This is a genomic window from Sulfolobus tengchongensis, from assembly GCF_036967215.1.
Lineage (GTDB): Archaea > Thermoproteota > Thermoprotei_A > Sulfolobales > Sulfolobaceae > Saccharolobus > Saccharolobus tengchongensis_A.
Map to the genome: position 1 here is coordinate 596,492 of NZ_CP146016.1, position 23,709 is coordinate 620,200.

Annotated in this window: 13 protein-coding genes and 1 pseudogene; 8 read left to right on the plus strand and 6 right to left on the minus strand. The window is 34.6% G+C overall.

Annotated elements, in window-relative coordinates; genetic code table 11:
• Window positions 1–466 precede the first annotated feature (466 nt).
• Entirely contained in the window at window positions 467–2,152 is a 1,686-nt protein-coding gene (locus tag V6M85_RS02915) for a cupredoxin domain-containing protein (RefSeq protein WP_338602785.1), read from the plus strand.
• A 381-nt stretch (window positions 2,153–2,533) separates the two neighbouring features.
• On the opposite strand, the gene V6M85_RS02920 is transcribed toward V6M85_RS02915, so the two are convergent.
• Window positions 2,534–2,761, minus strand: coding sequence for an AbrB/MazE/SpoVT family DNA-binding domain-containing protein (locus V6M85_RS02920; protein WP_338602787.1), 228 nt, complete (start codon window positions 2,759–2,761; stop codon window positions 2,534–2,536).
• Window positions 2,762–3,596: 835 nt separating this feature from the next.
• On the opposite strand from V6M85_RS02920, the gene V6M85_RS02925 reads away from it, so the two are divergent.
• The gene (locus V6M85_RS02925) at window positions 3,597–7,310 is read left to right on the plus strand and encodes an Eco57I restriction-modification methylase domain-containing protein (RefSeq protein ID WP_338602788.1); all 3,714 of its coding nucleotides are present in this window, start codon (window positions 3,597–3,599) and stop codon (window positions 7,308–7,310) included.
• A complete protein-coding gene (gene brxL, locus V6M85_RS02930) occupies window positions 7,307–8,740 on the plus strand; it encodes a BREX system Lon protease-like protein BrxL (protein ID WP_338602791.1) in 1,434 nt (477 codons plus the stop codon). Before V6M85_RS02925 ends, brxL begins: the two co-directional genes overlap by 4 nt.
• Window positions 8,741–9,275: 535 nt before the next feature.
• Here the strand turns inward: brxL and V6M85_RS02935 are convergent.
• The gene (locus V6M85_RS02935) at window positions 9,276–9,797 is read right to left on the minus strand and encodes a DUF973 family protein (protein WP_338602794.1); all 522 of its coding nucleotides are present in this window, start codon (window positions 9,795–9,797) and stop codon (window positions 9,276–9,278) included.
• A 537-nt stretch (window positions 9,798–10,334) separates the two neighbouring features.
• Here V6M85_RS02935 and V6M85_RS02940 point away from each other — a divergent pair.
• Window positions 10,335–11,382, plus strand: a pseudogene (locus tag V6M85_RS02940) (ISH3 family transposase).
• 158 nt (window positions 11,383–11,540) lie between these two features.
• On the opposite strand, the gene V6M85_RS02945 reads toward V6M85_RS02940, so the two are convergent.
• Together V6M85_RS02945 and V6M85_RS02950 are read right to left on the minus strand one after the other, a co-directional pair.
• Window positions 11,541–12,380, minus strand: a complete 840-nt coding sequence (locus V6M85_RS02945) for a hypothetical protein (protein WP_338602797.1) — start codon at window positions 12,378–12,380, stop codon at window positions 11,541–11,543.
• Entirely contained in the window at window positions 12,370–14,382 is a 2,013-nt protein-coding gene (locus tag V6M85_RS02950; RefSeq protein WP_338602800.1) for a GNAT family N-acetyltransferase, read from the minus strand. The genes V6M85_RS02945 and V6M85_RS02950 overlap by 11 nt, the downstream gene beginning before the upstream one ends.
• 1,218 nt (window positions 14,383–15,600) lie before the next feature.
• Between V6M85_RS02950 and V6M85_RS02955 the strand changes: the two genes are divergently transcribed.
• The 4 genes from V6M85_RS02955 to cas6 all read left to right on the plus strand — a co-directional run bounded on the left by V6M85_RS02955 (window position 15,601) and on the right by cas6 (window position 21,067).
• The gene (locus V6M85_RS02955; protein WP_338602803.1) at window positions 15,601–16,395 is read left to right on the plus strand and encodes a DUF973 family protein; all 795 of its coding nucleotides are present in this window, start codon (window positions 15,601–15,603) and stop codon (window positions 16,393–16,395) included.
• 354 nt (window positions 16,396–16,749) lie between these two features.
• Entirely contained in the window at window positions 16,750–18,234 is a 1,485-nt protein-coding gene (locus V6M85_RS02960) for an AMP-binding protein (protein ID WP_338602806.1), read from the plus strand.
• A 20-nt stretch (window positions 18,235–18,254) separates the two neighbouring features.
• A complete protein-coding gene (locus V6M85_RS02965; protein ID WP_338602809.1) occupies window positions 18,255–19,886 on the plus strand; it encodes an acyl-CoA dehydrogenase family protein in 1,632 nt (543 codons plus the stop codon).
• A 308-nt stretch (window positions 19,887–20,194) separates the two neighbouring features.
• Complete coding sequence (gene cas6, locus V6M85_RS02970; protein WP_338602812.1) at window positions 20,195–21,067, plus strand: CRISPR system precrRNA processing endoribonuclease RAMP protein Cas6; 873 nt, start codon at window positions 20,195–20,197, stop codon at window positions 21,065–21,067.
• Between the two features lie 277 nt (window positions 21,068–21,344).
• Here the strand turns inward: cas6 and V6M85_RS02975 are convergent, their stop codons facing one another.
• Both V6M85_RS02975 and V6M85_RS02980 read right to left on the minus strand, forming a co-directional pair.
• Complete coding sequence (locus V6M85_RS02975) at window positions 21,345–22,616, minus strand: APC family permease (protein ID WP_338602814.1); 1,272 nt, start codon at window positions 22,614–22,616, stop codon at window positions 21,345–21,347.
• A 359-nt stretch (window positions 22,617–22,975) separates the two neighbouring features.
• Window positions 22,976–23,608 (minus strand): PD-(D/E)XK nuclease family protein, encoded by a 633-nt coding sequence (locus tag V6M85_RS02980; protein WP_338602817.1) that lies wholly within the window; start codon window positions 23,606–23,608, stop codon window positions 22,976–22,978.
• Window positions 23,609–23,709: the final 101 nt, after the last annotated feature.

Genomic DNA, 23,709 nt, shown 5'->3' on the forward strand with positions numbered 1-23,709 from the left:
GTAATCCATATAATCTTATATACTCGTCAAGAGAATACTCTATATCACTATTTGGATATTTATATGAACTAACTTTTCGCGTATATATATGATTTATTTACATTTTAATTTTTCGTATTACATACTAATTTTCATGACTACGTTGAAACATTCCCGATGAGAAGAAAATAATGATATTTACACTATTAAACGTAAAGACATGAAATGGCACAAAAATCATTTATTACCCAAAATTCCTCTAATCAATATCTATAAGATACTTCCTACATGCTCTATGTAGGAATTCGAGTTTCTTGGTTCTTGAAATTAAATATTTTCCTTAATATTGTAGAGTATAGAATGTAATTTATGATGAAAAAATACCTTGTTTACTGTAAATAAGTATGTTTAAGATAATTATATTTTAGATTATACTTCTCTTAAATGCAATAGTTAGTTTTAAATATAACTATACAAAAGATGTTCAATGAAAAAGTTTAATGTAAGCCTAAGGAAGACTAAGCAAAATAATACTGAAAAATGCAATAAAAATACAAAAAGAAGAGCTGTCAACTTCTCTATAATACTCCTGCTAGTGGTAAGTACGTTCGGACTTCTTCTACTTTCAGATACCACCAGAGCCAGCACAACAACAGCTCACCATCAATGGATAGTCTATGTTGGAGGACAATCTTCGGATATGTCGGTTATGACCATGGGTTTCTATCCAGAGATCATAACAATTGATGCAGGAGACAGTATAACGTTCATAGTCAACTCAACAGAACCACATACGGTGACTTTTCTGAGCGGAAATCCACCACTAAATCCATTCCTACCTCAATCCTTATTGCCCATGGGAGGATCTATATATAATGGTACGGGAATAGTATCTTCTGGACTATTATTTCCGGGACAGACCTATACATTAACGTTCACAACACCCGGTGTATATATCTATCAATGCACAATTCATCCTGGAATGGTTGGTGTGGTAATAGTTAATCCCGCAGGTACTCCATATCCTCTGAATCAGTCACAGTACGATCAAATAGCCTATTTACAGAACCTTCAAGCATTACAGAGCGGCGAATCCCTCTTACAGCAAGTTAACTTACCAGCAACTCCGGGACCGAATGGCACATTAATATGGCATATAGATGCTGGGTTCGAGACGCCAGTTAGCACTGAGGTTACGCTTAACCCCGTAAATTCTAATGTTAACGGTTTAGCCATTTTATCAATGGCAATTCCCGGTGAGCTCACCGTTCAAGTTAGTCTCAGTGGTCTAACTCCAGGTAAAACATATAAGGTTGGAATTTATGAAGGTGCAGCTGAAGTTGGAGGAAATGTGTTATACAATCTGAGTCCAATTACGGCATCTTCTAATGGAACTGGTGTTTCCCTAACTACTCTTAAGATTCCTCCATTGAGTCCATATATCCCTACTAGTTTCGGCATTCCCGCAGCTGGCTGGTATATAAATGTGAGCAGTTCTGGGGGTGCAGTAGCTACTGGAGATGTAATAGTACCTTCAGCTAGTGTTATGAGGTTCTTGCCTACGACTCTGACTATTCATGTGGGAGATACTGTAGTGTGGACTCAATTGGATCCTGCTGAGATTCATACCATTACCTTCGTTCCTCAAGGTATGCCGATTCCAGAATTCGGAACGCCTTTGAGTTTGATACCGAGTGGTGGGCATTTGTTCAATGGTTCTGGGTATTATAACTCTGGGCCATTAATAGCTGGACAAAGCTATAATTTGACGTTTTTAACGCCAGGAGTTTATACCTATGTCTGTACGCTACATGACGGAATGGGTATGGTTGGCACTATAATTGTATTACCAAATGACGTTCAACTATCATCTCATCAGATATCTGAGCTTAATAAAACATTAACCAATGTTTGGTATAACGTATCTGGGCAACTTTTATTCCTCAATTCTCAATTGACGTCACTGAGTGGGAAGATATCTTCGATAAATGGGCAGATAAGTCAGCTGGGGTCATTAGGAAATGAACTGACGTCTTTAAACAACTCTCAAGTCGCTTATCAGAATAATGTTAATGGTAAAATATCCTCTTTGTACACTCTGATTGCAGTATTGCTAGCGTTAGTGGTAATATCATTAATAATGAACGTTATCATAATGACAAGAAAGAGATAATAAATAATAGTGTAATGTAGTCCCAGTTTAAACGTTAATATAGTTTTTTAAAAAATTTTTATATTATATCTTCTTTTTTGTTTGTTTATTAGTTGTTGTAGAATATCTTAATGAAAATTAAGGTTATTCTCTTTATCAGAACTGTTCGTAGAATTAGCGTTAAGTATTCAAATGCTACACCCACTAGATGTTTCTCCAATTATTTCACTCTTCTCATATAAGCCTTTACGTCATCTATATGAGAATCCAAATTCTCCCTTTTTCAAAAATCATGAATGACTATTGTGGAAATAACCCAGTGCTTCTAAGGAATCTAACAACTCTCCTGCCTCTTTATGAAACTCTGAATTCTCTACGTAGTCAAAAATCAATATATTAGCGTCAACCACTGTTTTCACTTGATCCATCCTCAATATATACTTCTACCTTTTCAACAGTTAATTTTTCATTCAGCTTCTTCCTGGGTCTCGTAGTCTTAACTTTTCTAAAGACAATTTCCTCACCATTTAAGTAAACCTCTAAAACATCACCTTCTTTTAAGCCTATTTTTTCCCTTATTGATGCAGGTATAGTAACTTTATAATTTTTGGTCACTTTAACTCTCTTCACGAGATACTATCTAACTTATTACTATTTAAATACTTCTAGTATTCAACTCGCTAGGAAAGAAATCCTTGTCCATAACTACGGTCACTAAAAAATTAGGAAGAGTAATTAATTAGTAAATAAAAAATGATTCCTTAAGTTTGATGACTCATGGCAAAAATTCATCTTTCCTTTATTCGCTAAATGAAAGAGAGGAAAAGTAAGCTTGTTAAGAATATTCCAAAGGAACACTTTTATTTGGGGAACTAATAGGTTAGTTATGATATCTGGAGAAAGGCGTTAAAGTATTGTTTTACTTGACTGGTGAGGATATAGAGCTTGGTATTGATTTTGAGGGGGAAATTCTTCATGGTTAACTAAACGAGAAATACTAGCCAGACAGAAAGAAAATGGAAAAGTTATATCGCAATTAAAGTTGGGAAAATACCGAAGTCATTTCTTGAAAGCAATTCGCCGTCTCGCTGGCGTTACGTAACATATGATTTGATTTAGACCATTATCCTGGCCTTAAAAATTGATGATTCTTGGCTAAGAGTGTGTAGCATTTGAATACTTAACGCTAATTCTACGAATAGTTTTGATTAAGAGAAGAGATCTTAATTTTCAGACGCTCCACAAACTATTATTGGAGGAGAAGTAAATCATGAATTTAAATAACGATAAATAAATGTTTAGCTGGTGCCTTATAAAGAATTTAGGTAAAACAATAAAAGAGATGAATATCAATTATGTATTAAACACACACTGTATAACGATGCTATATCTTAAGGTAATATAATAATAGTAAAAGTAAAGTATAATAGTTTTTTGGTAAGTATATTATACACGTGTGCTTTGCATGACAACAATACCTCAATTTGATGTGGATGAAATACTCAATTGCATAAAGGCTAGTATTAAGTACGCTAATAGTGAAGAAGATTTAAGAATTCGTGTATCTAATTGTATCGAAAATAAAATATTAACTCCATTAGGGATTTCGCAGTATGCTGGTAAGTATGAATATACTTTGGTGTCTGGGGCGAGAGTTGATGCACTTTATGGTCATGTAATTATAGAATATAAAGCGCCAGGAAAATTAATCGCTAATAGAGACATTGAAAAAGCAAAAGAACAGCTTATATCATATATCAGGGCTGAATCCTCAAGTAAAGAGGAATGGGATAGATACCTAGGTATAATAATAAGCGATAGGGTAGCATTTGTAAGGTATAACAAACAACAAGATAAATGGATTTTGAGAGGACCATACGATGTTACAAGAGAAGTCATAATTAAACTCATTGAAGCACTTAGGGGATTAAGGAGAAAAGCATTAAACGTCAAAAACTTACTTGACGACTTCGGACCAAATAGTAGTGTGACAAGAAATACCATAAAGGCTCTCTATAATAGATTAGTAAACTCAAATAATCCAAGAACCGAAATGCTCTTTCAAGATTGGATGAGACTCTTTAAACAAGCTACTGGATATAATCCAGAGAAGCTTAAAGAGCTAACGATACTTGCAACGGAATATGGTTTACAAAATGTTAAGTATGATGAGTTACTATACGCTATACAAACTTATTACGCATTTGTTATGAAACTTTTAGCTGCTGAAGTTGTTTACTTATATAGTGGTGGTAGATTTTACAAATCATATATATCTGAACTCGATGATGCGTATACAAGTAATGGTGTAAAAGGATTAAAAGAAAAGCTAGAGGAACTTGAAAGTGGTGGTATTTTCAGGCAATTTGGCTATGAAAACTTCTTAGAGGGTGACTATTTCTCGTGGTATTTGAATGAGCTTAACAAGGACTTAGCAGATGCATTAGCTGAGGCTATTAAGAGGTTGGAAGATTACGAGCCTGCTACTCCTCAATTAGAGCCAGAGTCAGCTAGGGATTTGCTAAAGAGACTCTATCAAGATCTTATACCTGGCGATATTAGGCATAATCTTGGCGAATATTATACACCAGATTGGCTTGCTGATTTCATTTTGGATGAGATTGGCTTAAGTGTTAATAGGCTGGAGGAGTTAGGGAAAGAAAATCCTTTGAAACCATTGGAACTTAAGGTTTTAGATCCTTCGTGCGGGTCTGGAACATTTTTAATTAGATATATTGCTAGACTAAGACAATACGCTAATGAACATTTTATCGATGACGAGATTTTAGTCGACTCTTTGCTGAAAAATGTAGTTGGTTATGACTTAAACCCATTAGCTGTACTTACCGCAAGAACAAATTATCTATTAATGATAGCAGATCTTAGAAAAAAAGGAAATGTTGAAATACCTATTTATTTAACAGATTCTCTGATGGTAGAAAAAAGATCTACAATTCATGGTAGTATGTATGTTTTAAAAACTGTTGTAGGAGAATTCCAAATACCAAAGGATGTAATAGAAAAAGAAGAACTATTACCCAAACTTCTAACTGAGATTAGTATAGCACTAAAAAATAGATATAAGCCAGAAGAATTTAAAAATAGAATTGAATATCATTTTGAAAGCTTATCAAAGTATGAAATAAATATGCTAGTGGATCTTTATAAGCAACTTTTAAAGTTAGAAGAAGAAGGAAAGAATGGTGTATGGATACCTATTATAAGAAATGCCTTTGCACCGATTATAAAAGGAAAATTCGACTATGTTGTAGGCAATCCACCCTGGGTAAACTGGGAGAACCTTCCTGAGGACTACAGGGAAGTCTCTAAGGCTCTGTGGAAGCAATACGGCATTCTAGGAAAAGGAGCTGGTTTCAAGAGAGATTTAGCTATGCTTTTCCTGGCTAGATGTTTTGATTTATACCTTAAGCCAGGTGGTAAGCAAGGCTTCCTTATGCCATTAACGGTGTTTAAGACTCAAGCAGGTGCCGGCTTTAGGACCTTCATAGCTAAGAAGTCCAAGGTTGATGTTATTCATGACCTAGTGACCCTTTATCCTTTTGAGGACGCGGTTAACAGAGTCTCTGCTATCGTAGTTGAGAAAGTTTGCGAGCTAAGCAAAACAAGCAACTGCCCAAAGCTTTATGAAGTGATTTCTGAAAACCTAAAGGGAATAAAACACGTAATATGGATAAACAGATCTGGAAAGCCTATTCCAACGGATAAAAGCTTAGAGGAAGTAATAAAGGAAACTGAACGATTTGAAGCAATAATGATATCTGTTGATGAGAAAGACTTATCAAGCCCGTGGATGCAAGTAACAAATAGTATACTTCCTCATATAAGGAAGGTAACATCGGGACTCCCCGGCTATGAGGCCCATGCAGGTGTGTATACTGTACTTAATCAAGTATATTTTGTACAAATTAAGCAGAAGCTTCCAGATGGAAAACTACTAATAACAAACCCACCAGAACCCGGACAAAGGAAAAAAGTAAAGCAGGTTGAGGCTATAATAGAACCAGATCTGGTGTATCCATTAGTAAGAGGAAAAGATATAAAGAAATGGTATGTAGATTATAGAGACAGATACATAATATTACCTCATTACAACAATGGTAAGCCCATCCCCCATAGTACCATGAAGGTTAATTATCCACTAACATGGAAATATTTCTACACGTTCTATGAAGACTTAATTAAGAGAGAAGGTGGTTTTCTTAAGGAAGAACTTAAGCCATATAGAGAAAAGGGCCTCGAAAGAGCAGAGCAAATTACAATACCATTTTATTGCGTTAGGAATAACGTTAGTGCCTCATTTGCTCCCTATAAGGTTGTGTGGAAATATATAGCGGGAGCTATTAGCGGTAAGGCTTCATCTTTTGAATGTGCAGTAGTAGAGCCTATAGATGGGAAGATCATAGTCCCTCATGAGAAATTAATGTTGATACCTGCAGAAAGTCCTGATGAAGCATACTATATAGCAGGAGTCCTAAATTCTAGCATTAATCGATTAATTGTTGCGTCCTACGTAATTGAGACACAAATATCAACTCATGTTGTAGAACATATTAAAGTTCCGAAATACGATCCTTCAAATTCTTTGCACAATAAAATAGCGACTTTATCTAAAAAAGCTCATGGACTCGCTAAATGTATCTATGCATCCGATAAGCCTGAGTACTGTAAAAATATAAAAAATCCAGAAGAAGAACTCAAAAATGTCGAAAAAGAATTGGATGAATTTGTAGCAGAATTATATGGAATTCCTAAAGACGCGTTATCAGAATTTAAAAAATTTTTAGCAATATTATCTGGTGAAGAAATAGCTGAGGAAGAAAATGAGGAAGAAAATATTGAAATTAAGCCAACAATAGAATTTACAAAGATTGATGTATTATCAAATCATGAGGATTTTATTGAATTTCTAGTATCAACTCAGGAACTATGTGATAAAGCGGAATTACTTATAAATACTCCATGGGGTTCTCAAAAATTAGAAGTCAAAAATGGTAAAAATAAGATAAAGGTAAATTTGAGCGAAGGAATACACAAAATTAACTACACATTTAAATGTGGTGATTATTCTGTGAACGGAACCGTGGAAATAACCGCTAAAAGATCCTCTACTTCTGGGCCTAAAAGACCAAGAACACTTAATCTTGGTGATTGCACATGAGCGATCTGTTTGCTAAAGTAAGATCTGCTTTCGGAGATTATGCTGTAGATAAAAGTCTAAAAAATGAGGCTGATCTTACTAGATTACCCGGATTTGTTGCTGAGTATTTAATGACTGAGTTCTCTTTAGAAGACCCAAATAACTGGATGAGTAAACTCAGGGATTTCGTAAAGAAATACTACTTTGATGCTAGTGAGAAAGAATACGTTAAACACAAGCTTGTTACTGAGGGAACTATAAAATTAATTGATGAATTAAGAGTTTGGGTAGACATAGATACCGGTGAGCATAAAGCTGTGGTTCCTACAATTGGTGAAAATAATGTCAGAATACCTAAAGATATTGTCAATAAGAATCCTATGACGTTAGTAACAGGTATGTGGGGTTTGATTACACTTCAGTATTCTCCAGAATCCGTTAGAAAGGACGATATGGGAAATCCATTAGAGAACCCCATAGTAGTTACTGAATTTAAACCATTCCAGGCACCAACATCTGATCCAAAAATATTAGCTGAGGGTAGAGAAAACTTTAGTCTCATTGAATGGTTAGATGTATTGATAAACACTATAGGTTATAATCATGAAGTATATTCTAATCCTAAGCGTAAACTCACACTGATTTCCAGATTATTGCCCTTAATCGAGGACGGGTTACATATTGTTGAATTCGGTCCTAAAGCGACTGGAAAGACTTATATTTATAGGAATGTTAGCAGATATACTAGGATAATAGTTGGTGGAACGATAACACCAGCCTCATTATTTTATAATTTGAGAACTGGAATGCCGGGAGAAATAGCTATTAGAGATAGTGTAATTTTTGATGAGATAGCAAAAGTTAAGATGCCCAACCCAGATGAAATAGTTGCAAAGTTAAAGGATTTCATGGAAAGCGGACAATTTGAGAGAGGTAAGCAAAAAGTTACCTCAGGTTGTTCAATGGTAATTCTTGGCAATGTTGAAGTTGAATTACAAGGGGATGTATTTATACCAGTTGAAGATATGACATATTTACTTCCACAACCAATGAGAGATTCTGCACTCATAGATAGGATTGGCGGTATTATTCCGGGTTGGGAATTGCCTAAAATAGGTAAATCAAAACAGCACTTATCTCATGGTTATGGAATAGCTCTTGACTATTTTTCAGAAGTAATGCACACTATGAAAAAGGACACATTAACAAACGAAATTAGTAAATATATAGAACTTGGTAATAATGTTACGATAAGGGATGAGAAGGCTATAAAGAAATTGGTAAGTGCCTTAATGAAATTGCTCTTTCCCAATCTTCAATTTGATAATAGTGAACTTAAATTTATAACAGAGTTTGCGATTGAGATGAGACAAAGAGTGAGGGAGTGGTTACATAAGTTATCCCCAGGGGAATTTCAAAAAGACAAAATATCATTCGTTATAAAAGGATAAAGGGGAATGTGGAGTATCCTCATCTTTTGCAGGTAGTGTTGGAATTCAGTCATAGAAATTAGAATGTAGTACGCTGAAAATGAAAACATAAAGAAATTATATGCACAAAAAAGTTATTTCGTGTAAATTTTCAAATACTTACGTAGTATTCTCTCAGCGAGTATTATAAGATACACAGAAGATTATATGGATTACAATTTAGATCGTATTATTGGTTGATTTTCATGACTGCAACCTTAGCACCATCACACGTTTTTTCCTTTTGCTTCATTTCCCCAAAATAACATTATTCTAATGTACTTTTTCATTTATTTCTTCACTTCGTTATTATAATTAAGTGATATTAATACAATTCGCAATAGAGCCCTGAATCACCTCTTCCGTTAAAAATGATCAAATATTCTCCTTTCAATTTGGACTTAATTCTAAATAAATACTTATTTTTATAATTATATAAAAGGAAAGGGATTAATTTTATTATTCTAATCTTAAATTAAACAGTTTTTAGTGAAGCGTTAATTTCCGTTAATAACTACTACGATTGATATCTTACCATTACCGGTACCTCAATATTTGCTCCGTTTAAGTTTAATCCTAACATTACAGTATACCTTTCCCCAGAGACAAGAGAACTTCTATCACCAAAATATATTGTTATCTCATTATTTCCAGAGTTTAACGTACTTTCGCTGATGTAAGTTGCTGAAATATAAGGATTCTTAATATATGCTGAAGTTATGGATGCTGGTGATGATAATTGAATTTCAAGCTTAAGATAACCATTCTCTATTGCATTTTTGCTCACTATTCTAATCGATGGCTTCTTATCCCCTATCTTAGGAAAACCAAATTCACCTTTTTGAGTATCCTTTTCTATTTGGTCCATTATATCAGATATTTGATTTCTTATTGAGTCTAAATCTGCATTTTTAGTTTTAAACGTTTTGACAATAACTCTAGTCGTACTAATTTGTTGAGTTAATGAGCTTCCGCAATTCATACAAAATTTTGCTCCGTCTGGATTCGTATAACCGCAGTTAGGACAAAGTATGGGCATGTAAAAATATCTTTTATACTAATATAAAAATTTTTCTATTTTTAACACTGAGTATGTTCATAGTGTCGCTATGAAGGTATAAATTCCGTAAGAGGCCTCTCTCATAGTACTAATGAGTACTTCGTAATACCTAAGCTTTTACTAACAGCCTTATAAACCCTCTTGAACCTAACTATCGCATAGGGATGAGTGTAGGGACTCATTAGGATCAACTGGGGAAACGATAGCATGTTGGAAGTACGAGTTGTAATTATCGCTTATTCAGATTCCCTTCTCTGGAAGATATTACATAAGTTCGTTAAACGTGTTCTCATCGCGATTAGAGAAGGAAACATACATACCCTTATTTAAGGAGATGAATCAAGTAAAAATCCACCTATAAACGGTACTCCCCAAATTCAATTTATAAAAAATATTACTAAGATTTTATTTTAGACTAACGGAAAAATATGAATTAAAACTCAAGAAACAAATTGAACTCAACGAGAGAAAAACACTTGTGGGAGAGTAGGTAATACTAGAATAGTGATAATACCCATGAACCCCCTACCCTCCCACAATATAAACATTCAAAAACTAGCCTATATAACACTTTCCTTGTTAAACTTCAAGGGAAGAAAAGGAGAAGAAACAGCAAAAACACTAATATCAGCTTCCATATGGCAAGACTCAATAGAAAACAAATCAAAAGAATACAAAACATCACCACAAACCATAAGAAATTACATAGAACAACAAGGAATACAACTAGTAGACAAAATGCTACAAGAAATACAAAAAATTGCAAAAGAACTACTAAAAGGAGTAGAGGAAGTGAACATAAGCATAGACTGGACGGGAATAAAATACTGGGGGAAAAAGGTAGAAGGACTAGGAAGTGGGGAAAAGGGGTACCAATGGAACTACGCAACAGCAACAACAAAACACAACGACAAAACCGTGATTCTCGCATTTGTACAATACACAAGTGGAATGAGCGAGGATGAGATAGTGAAAATGCTAGTGGAGCAAGTCCTTTCCCTAGGATTCAAAATCGGTATAATAGCACTTGATGCAGGCTTTTACAGTATTGAGGTTATAAGGTTCCTCTCGCAGTTCAAGTACATTATTTCTATTCCAGTTGGTGATGTTAAGATTTATGATGAGTATGATGGTACTTATACTACAAGGAGCAAGAGGGAGAAGGATCAAGTTAGTTTTAGGTTGATTGTTCATGGTCGTGAGGTTACGAGGAAGGGTAAGTGTCGCGTTGAGTATATTGCTAGGGGTACTAATCTTGATTTGCCTAAACATGAGGTTTTGAGGTTGTATGATGGGATTAGGAATCCCATTGAGACTTCTTATAGAGAGATTAAGGGTTTTCTTGTTTTTACTTGTTCTTAGGAGTTGGGTTTTTCGCTTGTTTGTCTTTGTTTTGGCTATGTTTTTGTACTCTTTGTTCTTTAAGGGTGTTGTCAAGAGGGTTGATTTCAAGCTTTTCCTTGCCTTAATCTTTGTAAATGAGATAGAGAATGAGTTTATATCACGATTTATTAAAATTATGGAACCGCTTTTTATTAATTTTAATTTATTTTTAAGGAGGTGATTTTAGGGACTACCGGTAAGGGCGAAGTAGTTCACTACTTTCTAACTACTTTTGATTAAGAAGAGTAACACTACGTGAGAACATCTTACTCTTCATATCAGCAAACTCAAAGTATGTTAATACTACTCCCAATCTTTCTATTCATCTGTTATCAAGAACTATATTGCAATACTGGATAATATTATTCCTATGACTACAATTCCTAAAGAAATGGAGTAGAGGGTAGCTAATGGTCCTCCAATAATGAGATAAAGAACTACAATTGGTATCAGTTCCAGACTGCTAAGTATGTTAACTAAACTTCCTTCTCCTCTGCTATATCCTGCCTTCATGAAACCATTGGCCTCTAATAAAAGTGCAAGACCTAGACTGAACCCAGCCAGAATCGTCCATGGAATTAAGTCAACAGAGATCGTTTGCCTAATTGCAAAGGGGAAAAAGAAAATTACCTCTCCTAGAAAAATTCCTATGCTGGAGTTCAGGAGTTCCTCTTTAGACGTTATATATAAAACGTATGTGCCTAAGGAGTAGAGGACTGCTATTACAATTCCTAAGAGAGCTGGTACTATGTTAAACTTCTGTGTAGGAACGTACATTAGCCCTAATCCTAATGCGGAGATCGCTGATCCTATTATTAAAAGACTGGGTCTTTTAGGTTTACTTGACCGTAATGTGAGGAGAGTAAAGAAGAAAAGGTTTAGCTGGGAAAAAGAACCGGCTATTCCAAGGCCAGATTCTGTGATTAGATTGTAGAAAACGTAATTTCCTGTGGCGAAGGCAAACCCTCCAAGAATAGGTAGGATTAACTTTTGAAGATTTAGCCTATTCACATGCCTAGCGTTAGCTATTAAGGAAAGAATCAAAGCGAAAGTCATTATTATTTCTAAGGAAATGCCATAGTTTCTAAATGAGGAGATTATATCAGATGCCAATAACCACACTGAGTACGTAAAGGAAGAGGCAGTGGCTAGGATATATCCCCAAATATTACTCTTCATATCTCCTTCTTCTCCTATTTCTCAGCAAAATAAAGTAAGCGAGTAATAGTAACGTAAAGGTTATCCCTATAACAGGTATGAAGGGAAATACGTGAGTTCTCAGAAAACTGCTTCCAGCCTCAATAATCTGAATAATTGCTAGAATTACTAAAAGGTATTGTACGATCTCCAGTTTCCTATTTTCTGAAAGCTGATATCTTACATCCAACTCTCTACTTAAACTCCCTGCAGCTTCCTTTACCCTTACATATAAGTTGTCAATTCCCATCTTTTTCTGTCCTAACCTAATCACTTCCCTCACAGATTCATAAAGCCCTATATCCAAAACGTTCAATTCAAGCAATCTCCTATACAGTCTTCTCTCTAAGCTTATTAGGGTTTCGTACTCTTCCCCAATTTTCTCTACGCCTCTTTTACTAACTAGGAAATGATAGAGAGAAGTAAGGGTTACTAATTGCTCTCTCAATACTTCTATCTCTCCTAAATATTCGCTCTCTATGGCCATCTCTATTTCATTGTTGGTGAAATCAGAGAGGAATGTATGGAGTGGGACTCCAAAGATCTCCTCAAAGTTGTTTAGGAGAGTGCTTTTATTTTTGCACAATACTAAGGAAGCCCTAGATTCGTACATAACCATGATTCCCTTAACCACACTTACATTAGATCCTCTAAGTACTCTTTTCAATTCGCCCTTAGAAATTGACATGAAGCTAGGATCAAGGTCAACGAAACCGTAAATGTTTTCCTTTTTTAGTTTACCGTAGTACCCCTTAATGAAGAAGATGGGGTAAACGTCAATATCCTCTTTAACGTCTTTGTTGATGAGTTTTCTTATGGTTTCTGTAATGAAATTTATTGCTCTTTGTCCATTAATCTTAAGGGAATCGAGTTGTACCATGCTTATCAATGTTGTAGGTAAAATGAGTGAGTGACTTCTGATGACTAATTCGATCATGAGAATTCCATTGGATTTGTATAAACCCAGTAGTTTCACATTTGCATCTATCCCTATCTCTTCGCCATCAGATCTAAGTACAGAAAGTTTAATTGGATTCTCCAATTCAAATCTGATAATCTTTCTGTGCTCTATGTAATAAGGGGTTAAATTTATTTCATCTCTATATTTTCTAACTCGAACCTCAGGGGAGTTACATGAAATAGTACCTTCTTTGCACATTTTACTAATGTTCTTCATAATATTTTCATTAGTTCTATCGAAAACTTTCACTGATTCCCCCAAGGTGAAAAGATCCACTGAGAAAAGTATGTGAATGGAGAACTCATGGGGGATAATAGTTCCTGGATGTTCTAAGCTTATAGAACTCGCCTTGATCTGAGATGACATTATCTTATATTCCTCAGTTTCCTCAGGATTATCGATTGACATCGCGTACTTAAAATAGTCCTTAATCGCATTTAGAAGGGTCTTTCCGTTAATTTCATCAGATTCATCTAATGGTTTGTACATTAATCTTAAGTTTTCAGCCCTATGTTTTCCCGGAGATAGAGGTGGTTGTATATATTTAATTGGAATTAGTTTATAACCTAGGTTTACCCAAAATAAGATAGAGTTGTTTTTCATACCCTTTTCTATGTCCTCAACCTCTATGAGTATGCCCTTTACCTCTTTTCCAACTTTTTTAGCATCCTCACTTACCTTTTCTACGAAAGCCTTTTCTAGCATAGATCCTAATCCTTTTCCTCGAAACTCCTCAGCTACTGCTAAGAACTCTATTATACCCACTGATGCTTCCGCATAATAATCTCCTATTACGAATCCAATAACTTTTCCTTCCGTTTTTGCAATTAGAATATGGTAGTTGTTTTGACCATAATATGAAGTTTCCTTTAGGGAAAGGTATTTCTTAAGATTCTCTATAGTTTCAGCTTCTTCCTTTACTGGAAATAGTTTTTGATATAGAGAGTACATTTCCTCAAGCATATCCTCATCTTGAGGCGTTAACTCCACTATATCGCTAATGGTCTTAAAGGTCTCCTTCATATGGTATCAAGCCTTAGGACTCCAATACTTATTTATATTCTAAATTAAAAATTTTAATTAAAACTTATGAAGTAGGAATAGAATTTATTATAAGAGTGAATCTTTGAGTATTTTAGATAGGCTGACTGTTCCCGCCTTTGTGAGATCATCAACTCATGTTTCTCATTTAACGGGTGATCGAGAGACTCAGAGAACCCCTCCCATATACCGCTATGAAATCACGATGATCTTCATAATCACACTTCTCATACTTAAGCATGCGATATGCTATGATGAAACGTTATGAGTTCCAACAAATAAGCGGGCAGAAAGCTTATCTATAAGAGATTTTTGTTAGTGTGTGGAATATGGTTTTAATTTTAGGTTTTATTGTTTTTCTGTGTAGTGTTATTTTTGTTATTGGTTGTTTTAGGAACCACGCTACTACCTTGTCAACGTTCTAGTATTTTGATACGTCACTGTAGGAGCATTGCATTATTATCATTACTATTAGTGCTCTTATTATGAAGTTGTCTAAGTCTTTGAGTAGGGTTATTAGTACGTAGTTTATTTTGACAAGATTTTTATGTTTTGATTAGAGGGGACTGGGAGGTCTTGGCTTATGTAGACCTTCATGGTATTATGTTCTCCCAGTCTCCCTTAAGTATTATGCTTGTTATTATCCCTTAGCTAAATTCAATTAGTTTTTAATACTTTCTTAGTATTTTGTATTCTTTTAATACAAGAGAAACTAGTTTTATTCAATTTTATGCAAGTGGGACACTCTCTCAAGGATTTTCAAGTGGATTTAAGGTGGTTTATCTTATAAAGAGAACGTTATTTTCCCCTAGTAATCTTGAAAAACCCCCCACAAAGTAAATAGAGGGAAATGAAATAAAAGACCATACCTAAAAGGTGATTATTCATCGATTGTAGATCATGTTAAAGCTAAGCTAAAAGTCTTGTATGAAGCTACAAGATATATGAGATCTTTAAGACTGCAAGTATCTGTAGGAAAATCCATAAGCAGGAGAAGGTACCACCCATAAAATTCATAGCGTCATTGTACAGATATAAAGGGATGTGATATTTGTTAAATATTATTGGACTTTTTTGAAATATAATGTAATAAATATGTCAACTCAACTATTATTGAAAAACTCGGATGCTAAATACACTATATTAGATAGAAAAAAATATAAAGTTAAACATATATAGAAAAATATGGCATCTAGTTCAGTGGCAAATAAAGTTTTCCAAAAATTATTACTGCCTAATGAGAATTTAATCGACTACATTCCCCATAGAGCATTAAACAACTTCTATATTGGTCTAACAAATTTTAGAGTATTGGTAATCGACAATCGTCAAAAAAGAGAAAAAATCACCGAAATACCCTTAAATAGTATAACAAAAATATCTACTAATTATCAATCTAAAAGACCTATTGCAGTTGGAGTAGGGTTTATAGTATTAGGAGCAATTTTACTTAGAGTATATATTGGAATCTTCTTCATTATCGTAGGTATTTTAGCACTACTCGGCAAGCAGAAGACTGGGGAATTAATAATTAATACAGATTCAAAAACATTTACTTTTAAAATTCTACGCATAGAGAAGAAAGAATTAGATGAATTTGAGACTAGAATAAGAGAAATTTTAGAAGGGAAAATTACATTACCTTCGCCTCCTCCGATAGACTCACCTCAATTTGATGTACAACCTCCTCCCAATACTGCAGAGCCGATTGTAAATACGACAGGATCAGCTATCATTAAGAGCAACGGTGATGTTATTGCGAACATACAAGTAACTACTCCAACAATTCTTTTAACTGCAAAAATTGATGGGACCAATTACTATTCTGTACTAATAATGCCACAGAGCATACCAGCCGGTAGTACTGAAGTTAAAATAAAATTATCTCCACTTCCTATTCAGCTTAACCCTGATAAGATATATTCACTCACTTTAACAGCTGAATCAAATGGTAATAAATTTGACATTCGTATTCCAGCTCGTTTTCAATATTAGCCTTTTAATCCCACTATGAAGATATCCACTTCACTTACATGGTAAATAGATCAGTTCTAATAGTATGATTGATTCTCTATATAGTATCTATATGCTATAAGAATTCAAGTTTGCCCCCCAGAACTAGTTTTTATATCTGAGTTACTTTAATAAAATATTTATAATTTCAATATTATTTTAATCTTCAACGTTATTGAAAGATTGATAGGGTGAGAGAATAATTTCCTTCACTTTTACTACGACGTGAAACTTCTAAATGCTCAATTAAACTATGATAGATTTTATGGGACTTAATGAATCTTCTCTCTAAAAGGTATTTATACTAGATTTTGAATTTTATTATGTGAAAGAATCTTGTTAACCTTTGACTACATATTGAGAAGAGCCTCTTCCTTATTTCCCCGAAAGGAAATAGCTGACGTTGAAAGTAAGAAAACGTATGAAGAAGTTTATGAAGAATCTCTACGTCTAATAACTTATTTAAAATCCTTAGGTATAGGCAGGGGAGATGTTGTTGCTATTTTAGGACTTAATACCATAAAATTTGTGGAATTAATCTACTCCATAACCTCAATGGGAGCTATTGCTTACCCTGTGAATATTAGACTTCCACCAGAACAATTATTATACACATTAAATAAGTCTCATTCAAAATTTCTTGTTTATGATAATATTTTTAAAGATTATGCAAGCTTAGTTAAGTCGAAAACTAATCTCAAAACGATATCCTTCGATGAGCTGAAATTCACTGAGGATAAAGGCAAGTCACTATGTAATGCCCATGATAATGCAGTTATACTATTCACCAGTGGAACTACTGGAGTTCCCAAAGCAGTGATGTACACTCATGAAAAGATGATTAGTGGAGCATTAGCGATATTAAATCAGTTATCATACTACAATGCGCCGGCCAAGCTAAGTCAAAATGACGTAATGTTCCCTCAGATACCCATTTATCATATCTTATCATGGGGGTCTTTGATAATAGGTCCTATGCTTGGTGCGAAATTGGTATATGGGGGAAGATTTGACCCTAAGACTGCATTAACAATTATAGAAAAGGAAAATGTAAGCTGGATCAGTGTGGTTCCCACAATGATGCAAATGCTACTGGACGCAGGTCTAAATAAAAAGGGTTTGAAGGTGTTGATTGGTGGAAGTCCAATTCCGGATGGATTAGTGAAGAAAATGAGGGAATTAGATATGCATTTTTCAGCGATATATGGGGGTACAGATATGCTAGCAGCGTCAATAACCATAGAGACTGAGTCAATATTAAGCGGAAGACTGGAACCTCATAAGGTTACTCATCCTGTGCCAATGGCAGAGTTCAAGATAAACTCTAGCTCGAGAAATGAACCTGGGGAAATCCTATTCAGAGCACCTTGGATTCCAGACGGTTACTTTGAAGATAAGGAAAAAACGTTAGAATCGTTCACTGAAGATGGATGGTTCAAAACAGGGGACATAGGTTATATTGCTGAAGATGGAGGTATAGTAATTTTAGATAGACTAAAAGATATAATAAAGAGTGGAGGAGAATGGATACCTTCCAGCATTTTAGAAGCTGCTATATCAGAACTTCCCTTTGTCTCATTGGTAGCAGTAGTTGCAAAGAAAGATGAAAAATGGGGCGAAAGGCCCGTAGCTTTCGTTAAACTATCAAAGGATACCGAAGGAGCGAAAGAGAAAATATTGGATCATCTTAAGAAACTAGCTCAAGATGGGAAAATAAATAAGTTCTGGATTCCAGATGATATAATCATTGTAGACAACATTCCCTTAACGGGAACTGGTAAAATTGACAAAAAGGCTTTAAGAAGTGGTTTAGACAAATAAGGATAATAGAGGTTTGTTAAATGCCCCTAAAAAGTATAGAAGATATCTCGTTCGCTTACGGTTTAAATCATTATTCAGTTGATAAGCCGCTAAAGGATCTTCTAAAGACCTATACTAACCTAAAGAACGATTTCACTGAGTTAGGAAAGTTTGTGGGAAGTGAGGTTTATGAATCAGCATATAGAGTAGACTTAGAGAGTCGTCCAAGATTAGTCAATTGGAGCGCAAGTGGAGAGAGAGTTGATTACGTTTGGATTGACCCATTTGAGAAATTCATATTGAATGAGCTGATAATAAAGTATGGCGTTAATAGGTATCCGTTTGATAATGGAACATGGCATGATCATTATACCGGAATTTATCTAATAGGAGATCCGGGAGTGGCATGCATTTTAACCATAACTATTCAGACAGCATATGCATTATACAAATACGGTGAAGGTGAAATTAAGGAAAGATATAAGAACTTAATAGGAGTTGGAAATAGGGTAGAGTTCGGTGCAACGTGGTTTACTGAACCTCAGGGAGGAAGTGATTTAGGAGCGAACTCTACGTTAGCTATGAAGGTCAGTGAGGGGAAATACTTATTAAGTGGGTATAAGTATTTTGCGAGTGGTGCAGGTATAGCTGATGTTTCTCTAGTTTCGGCTAAGACTGAAAAGGATAAGGAGGGAGCTAAAGGTTTATCTTTATATTTAGTTCCCAGATATAATTCAAGTGGCAAATTAAATTACTTCATCAGAAGGCTTAAGCAGAAGAGCGGAACCAATTCAGTTCCGACGGGAGAAGTTGAGCTCATGAATTCAGAGGCTTATCTGATAGGAAAGGAAAGTGAAGGAATATACTACATAATGGAAGACCTAACGGTATCTAGGCTCTCAAATGCTATGGGAGCGTTAGGTATTGCACGAAAGGCGTATCTAGAGGCATTAGGCTTTGCGCGAAATAGATCAGCCTTTGGCAAAAAGGTAATTGAGTATCCATTGATGATAAGAGACTTATTGGAGATGGAGGTGAGCATAGAAGGGGGAATGGCTTTAGCTTATAAGGCTATTAATGAGTTTCAGAAATCAATAAATTCGAGACCACCATATAGCAAGGAATATCATTACGCTAGATTTTTAACGCATATTGCCAAAAATTTAACTGCAGAAATTTCCTCTAAAGTTACGCAGATGGCAATGGAAGTATTTGGTGGAATAGGATTTCTAGATGAATTTCCAATAGAGAGATGGCATAGAGAAGCATTAATAACTCCCATATGGGAAGGAACAAGTAACATACAAGCTTTAGATATGTTAGAGAGCATGATAAAGAAAAAGGCACACGAGGTTTATTTGGAGGATCTAAAGTATCTAGTAGAAGAATCTTATGATAAAAATTTCACTAGAAAATTGTTTAATAATGCGATAGAGTTAATGAAATGGTTTTCTGGTCTTTCTATAAGAGATGCGGAATTTTATTCTAAAGATTTCTTAAGGCAACAGGGTAACTTATTATCCTCCATACTACTTAACAATTTAGCGTTTCAAAGTGGTGATGAGCTTTATGATTTAGTCTCAAAACAATACTATAGACTTTATGTGGAAAAGAAAGAGTTAGAACTTACGGACAAGTACAATGAAATTATATCGATTCATGGAGGAGTATAATTACGATTGTTCTGATTTCCTCCCTTGCCTTGAAAGGGCAAAGGTCCCCCTCATCGATTCGCGATTACATCTCTCATGCGAGAGGCAGTAGAGAGGTTCAGAGAAAGTTTTGTGTTCATGCTATCATTGTAGAACTAAACGTTTTGCTTTCATAGGAGTAAACCACGGCCTATTTTTATTTTTATACCATATACTGCTTTAACAATGTCGAAACTTCTCTAAAAGTGATCGTCATCTTTCAATATATAACTCCCTTCACGAATAGTAGTAAACACTAATCTTTATAAATTAATTCGTCCTATTAACCAATGGGGCAAAATCTTTCCATGCATATTTTTAAGGTTAATTATTCTCTAATTCCATTACACGACGTTATACTTCCGGTACCTTCATCTAAAGTCTTAAAGAACTTAATATTATCAGGTAAGTTCTTGCCATCACTCGCTAAATTGGTAGAATCCGAGATTAAGAGTAAACCCCTATTCATATCCGCTTTAGGTAATGGCGAATTCAGATACTTAAGTGATGATGATAAGATTATGAACGTTAAAGCCAACTCCAGACTTAACGGATTCGTCTCCTTTCCTTATATAGATGAAGTTTACAATGAGATATCTGAGGGAGTATATGAAACTCCTTACGGAAAATTTTCACTAATAGTTAATAGTGTAGAAATTTTGGATATCCAAAGAATGAGGATTGAAGACTATATGAATTACAACATTTACGTTAAATTCGTTACCCCTGTTATATTATCATCTAAAATATTACTTCCTCCTTCGCTAAAAGATAGATATAAGAATATAAAACCAGGATTTTCCCTTTTACCTTCTGTAGGTCTTATCATAGCCTATGCTTATAGGAGTTATTACAGCATTTTAGGAAGAACTGATGAACAAGAGTGGGCTACTAGGGCTTTTAAATTGAGCGTATTATCCAACGCATTAGCCAAAATAGTAGGATTTAATTTGAGTCCAAAGACCGTAATAATAGGAAGAGATGAAAAGAACAATTTAAGGAAAAGTAGGGGTGTGGTAGGATGGATAGAGTTTAATATAGCTGAAAGAAAAATAAAGAAGATGGCAATAAAATGCTTTACTATATCATCTTATTTAGGATTAGGAAAGAGCAGAGGAATTGGATTAGGGGAGATAAGAGTTACGCTTAAGAAGACTAAGTGAATAGTCAGGCTTAGAAAGTTCAATTACAAATAAGCGGGCAGAAAACTTCTTCAAATAGAGAAAGGTCAAGGTTATAAAACTCCGATTCACTTTTAGAGAAATTTAATACGGGGACACTTTTGCTGTTATTATGTAATCGTCAGATTCTGAATAGTTTCTAATATATGATAGATCTAGTTTTCCTGACTCAATTATATTTATTACACTTACTAAAAATCGGTTCTTTCTTCTTTTTTAAAAACAAATTAACTTACACAAAATGATGATAATAAAATAATTACACCTTTCCATGTGGATTCAATCTCTTTCCCTTTTCTATCACGTTTATTTGAACATGAGCCTCATGAATTAATAAACCTATTATCAATGATAGGATTCCGAGCATTAATGATTCCTTCCCTAATGACGTCATTATTATCAGCGAAAGAACTACTGCTATTATTTGCAATAATGGAAAAAGTGGTGCTTCAAATTTTCCTATTATTTTTCTTCTTCTCGAAATCACTACTGCTATAGGTGTTATAACGTAGGAGAAAATAATACCAAAATTGGCTACTAAGCCTATCAATTCCACGTTACCTAAAGACAAAGACGAAATCATTATTGCAGATATTATGATTATCGCTATTCTATCATTTGACAATCGCTTAGGTATTAGCTCATCCTCAGCCATTTGTTTTAAAGTTCTAGCTGATGCTATAATTATTGAGAGCGTTACTGTTATTGTTGCTATTATTGCTGTTAATGAGACTATTATTGTGACAATCTCTGGAGCTTTAGCTTCTTGCAACGCAAAAGATAGGGGATTCCCTTGGAGACCATATGATTGCCAAGGTAATAAATAAAGCATGGAAAACACCACAAGGATGTAGAGAATTGAGGTTATAATCAAGGAAAGAATTATAGCTTTAGGAACAGTCTTTTCTCCGTTTTCCACATCTGGAGTTAAGGTAGCTATGGTATTAAATCCAGAGTAAGCGAAGAAGGCTAATGACGCTCCACTGAAGACCCCAGATATTCCATGAGGAATTATTGGAGTAAAATGGGTGATAGAAAATTTTCCTACTATAAGAGAAAATGCAATAAATATTATTAATCCGGAAATGTTTATAATTACGAGAATTGTCTCTATTTCTGAAGCTAGTTTTAACCCAAGTAAGTATATTATGGATAATATAACAATTAATATTCCTGCAATGACGAATTGAAATCCATGAAATGGTAAATAACTTGCAAATCCCAAAGATGTAGCTGCTCCAGATACTGCATAAGAAATCATTCTCATCCACCCTACGAGAAATCCCACTGAATCACCCATAGTGAGTTTCGCAAATGAGTAAACCCCTCCCTCAGTTTTAGGAAATTTAGAAGATAATTCAGCACTGTTTAAACCTATGGTCATAGCTAAGATACCGGTTATTATGAAGGAGAGTAATGCTCCGGGACCAGCTAAATAAATTATGCTACCTACCATTACGAATATTCCAGCCCCTATTATGTTGCCTAATCCTATAGCCGTTGCTTCAATGAGATTTAATTTTCTCTTCATATGAATAATAGAGAAGAGGAATAATATAAAAAGAGTAATGCTCAAGATCACTGAGAGCCATTACTGAATATAGGTATGAAACAAATTACTCTAAAAATTTCATATGCTTTGCTAAGTAAATATCATATAATAAGGTTATGAATGGAAATAATAGTCCCTTTGAGTTTTATAACTTCGTGGTAGAGCAAATGAAATCATAGTGTTGGTTGCATGTGAATATTAAAATAGACCATCTATATATATAAATGATAAAATTCAGTATTTATGAAATAAATATAGGTTAATGCATAGAATAAGCGATCCCCGAAATTTCACCTAACTTGATGATACTATGGTTGGGTCTCTCGAAAAGAAGAACGTTAAGGGAAAATGATGTCAATACCCATACTCTTCGCAATTGCCTTTACCCTTTCCGCGTATTTGTCATGTATGAAAGGAGTCACTACTATAACCCTGGTAATTTTTACGTTTTTCTCCTTCTCATAAAACTCCTTTTTCTTTTTTATTATTGGTAAGTCGCCTCTTTTTATAGCTGAAGTGACTTCTACCATTATTGTTTCGTGATCCTTTATTACCATGTCATATTCAACTTCTGAGGGTTCTCCATAGACTTCACCCTGCTTATCATAAAGAAGCTCATGAGCCACATCAAATCCCTCAGTCTTCAAAATCTCATACATACCACGTCTGAACGCGTCTTCATTCATCAGTCCCCATCTAGCACCTAGACCAACAATAATTGTCTCTAATCTTTTAATTTCATTTTTGAGGTCTTCTTTTGTCGCGAAGTTTTTAGCATCTTCCTTAGTCACCATGTTCCTCTTAATCTCTGAAATTTCATTCCTTATTTCTTCTATATTGTGTAAAACAGTCTGCCAGGGCATTAACTTAGCCAAAGCCTCATATAATACTTCTGGCTTCTGCATCAAAGCCTCCACTATGATTGACGGGTTCTCTTTAAGCACTTTCTTTATCTCTTCTTGTAGCGACATCCTAAATATAGACTCCTAATTTGTTAAATTAAAACTTAACTGTTAGTTCATATTCTCCCTCACTTCCACTTTCATAAGTGAACTTAATGATGCTTTATGGT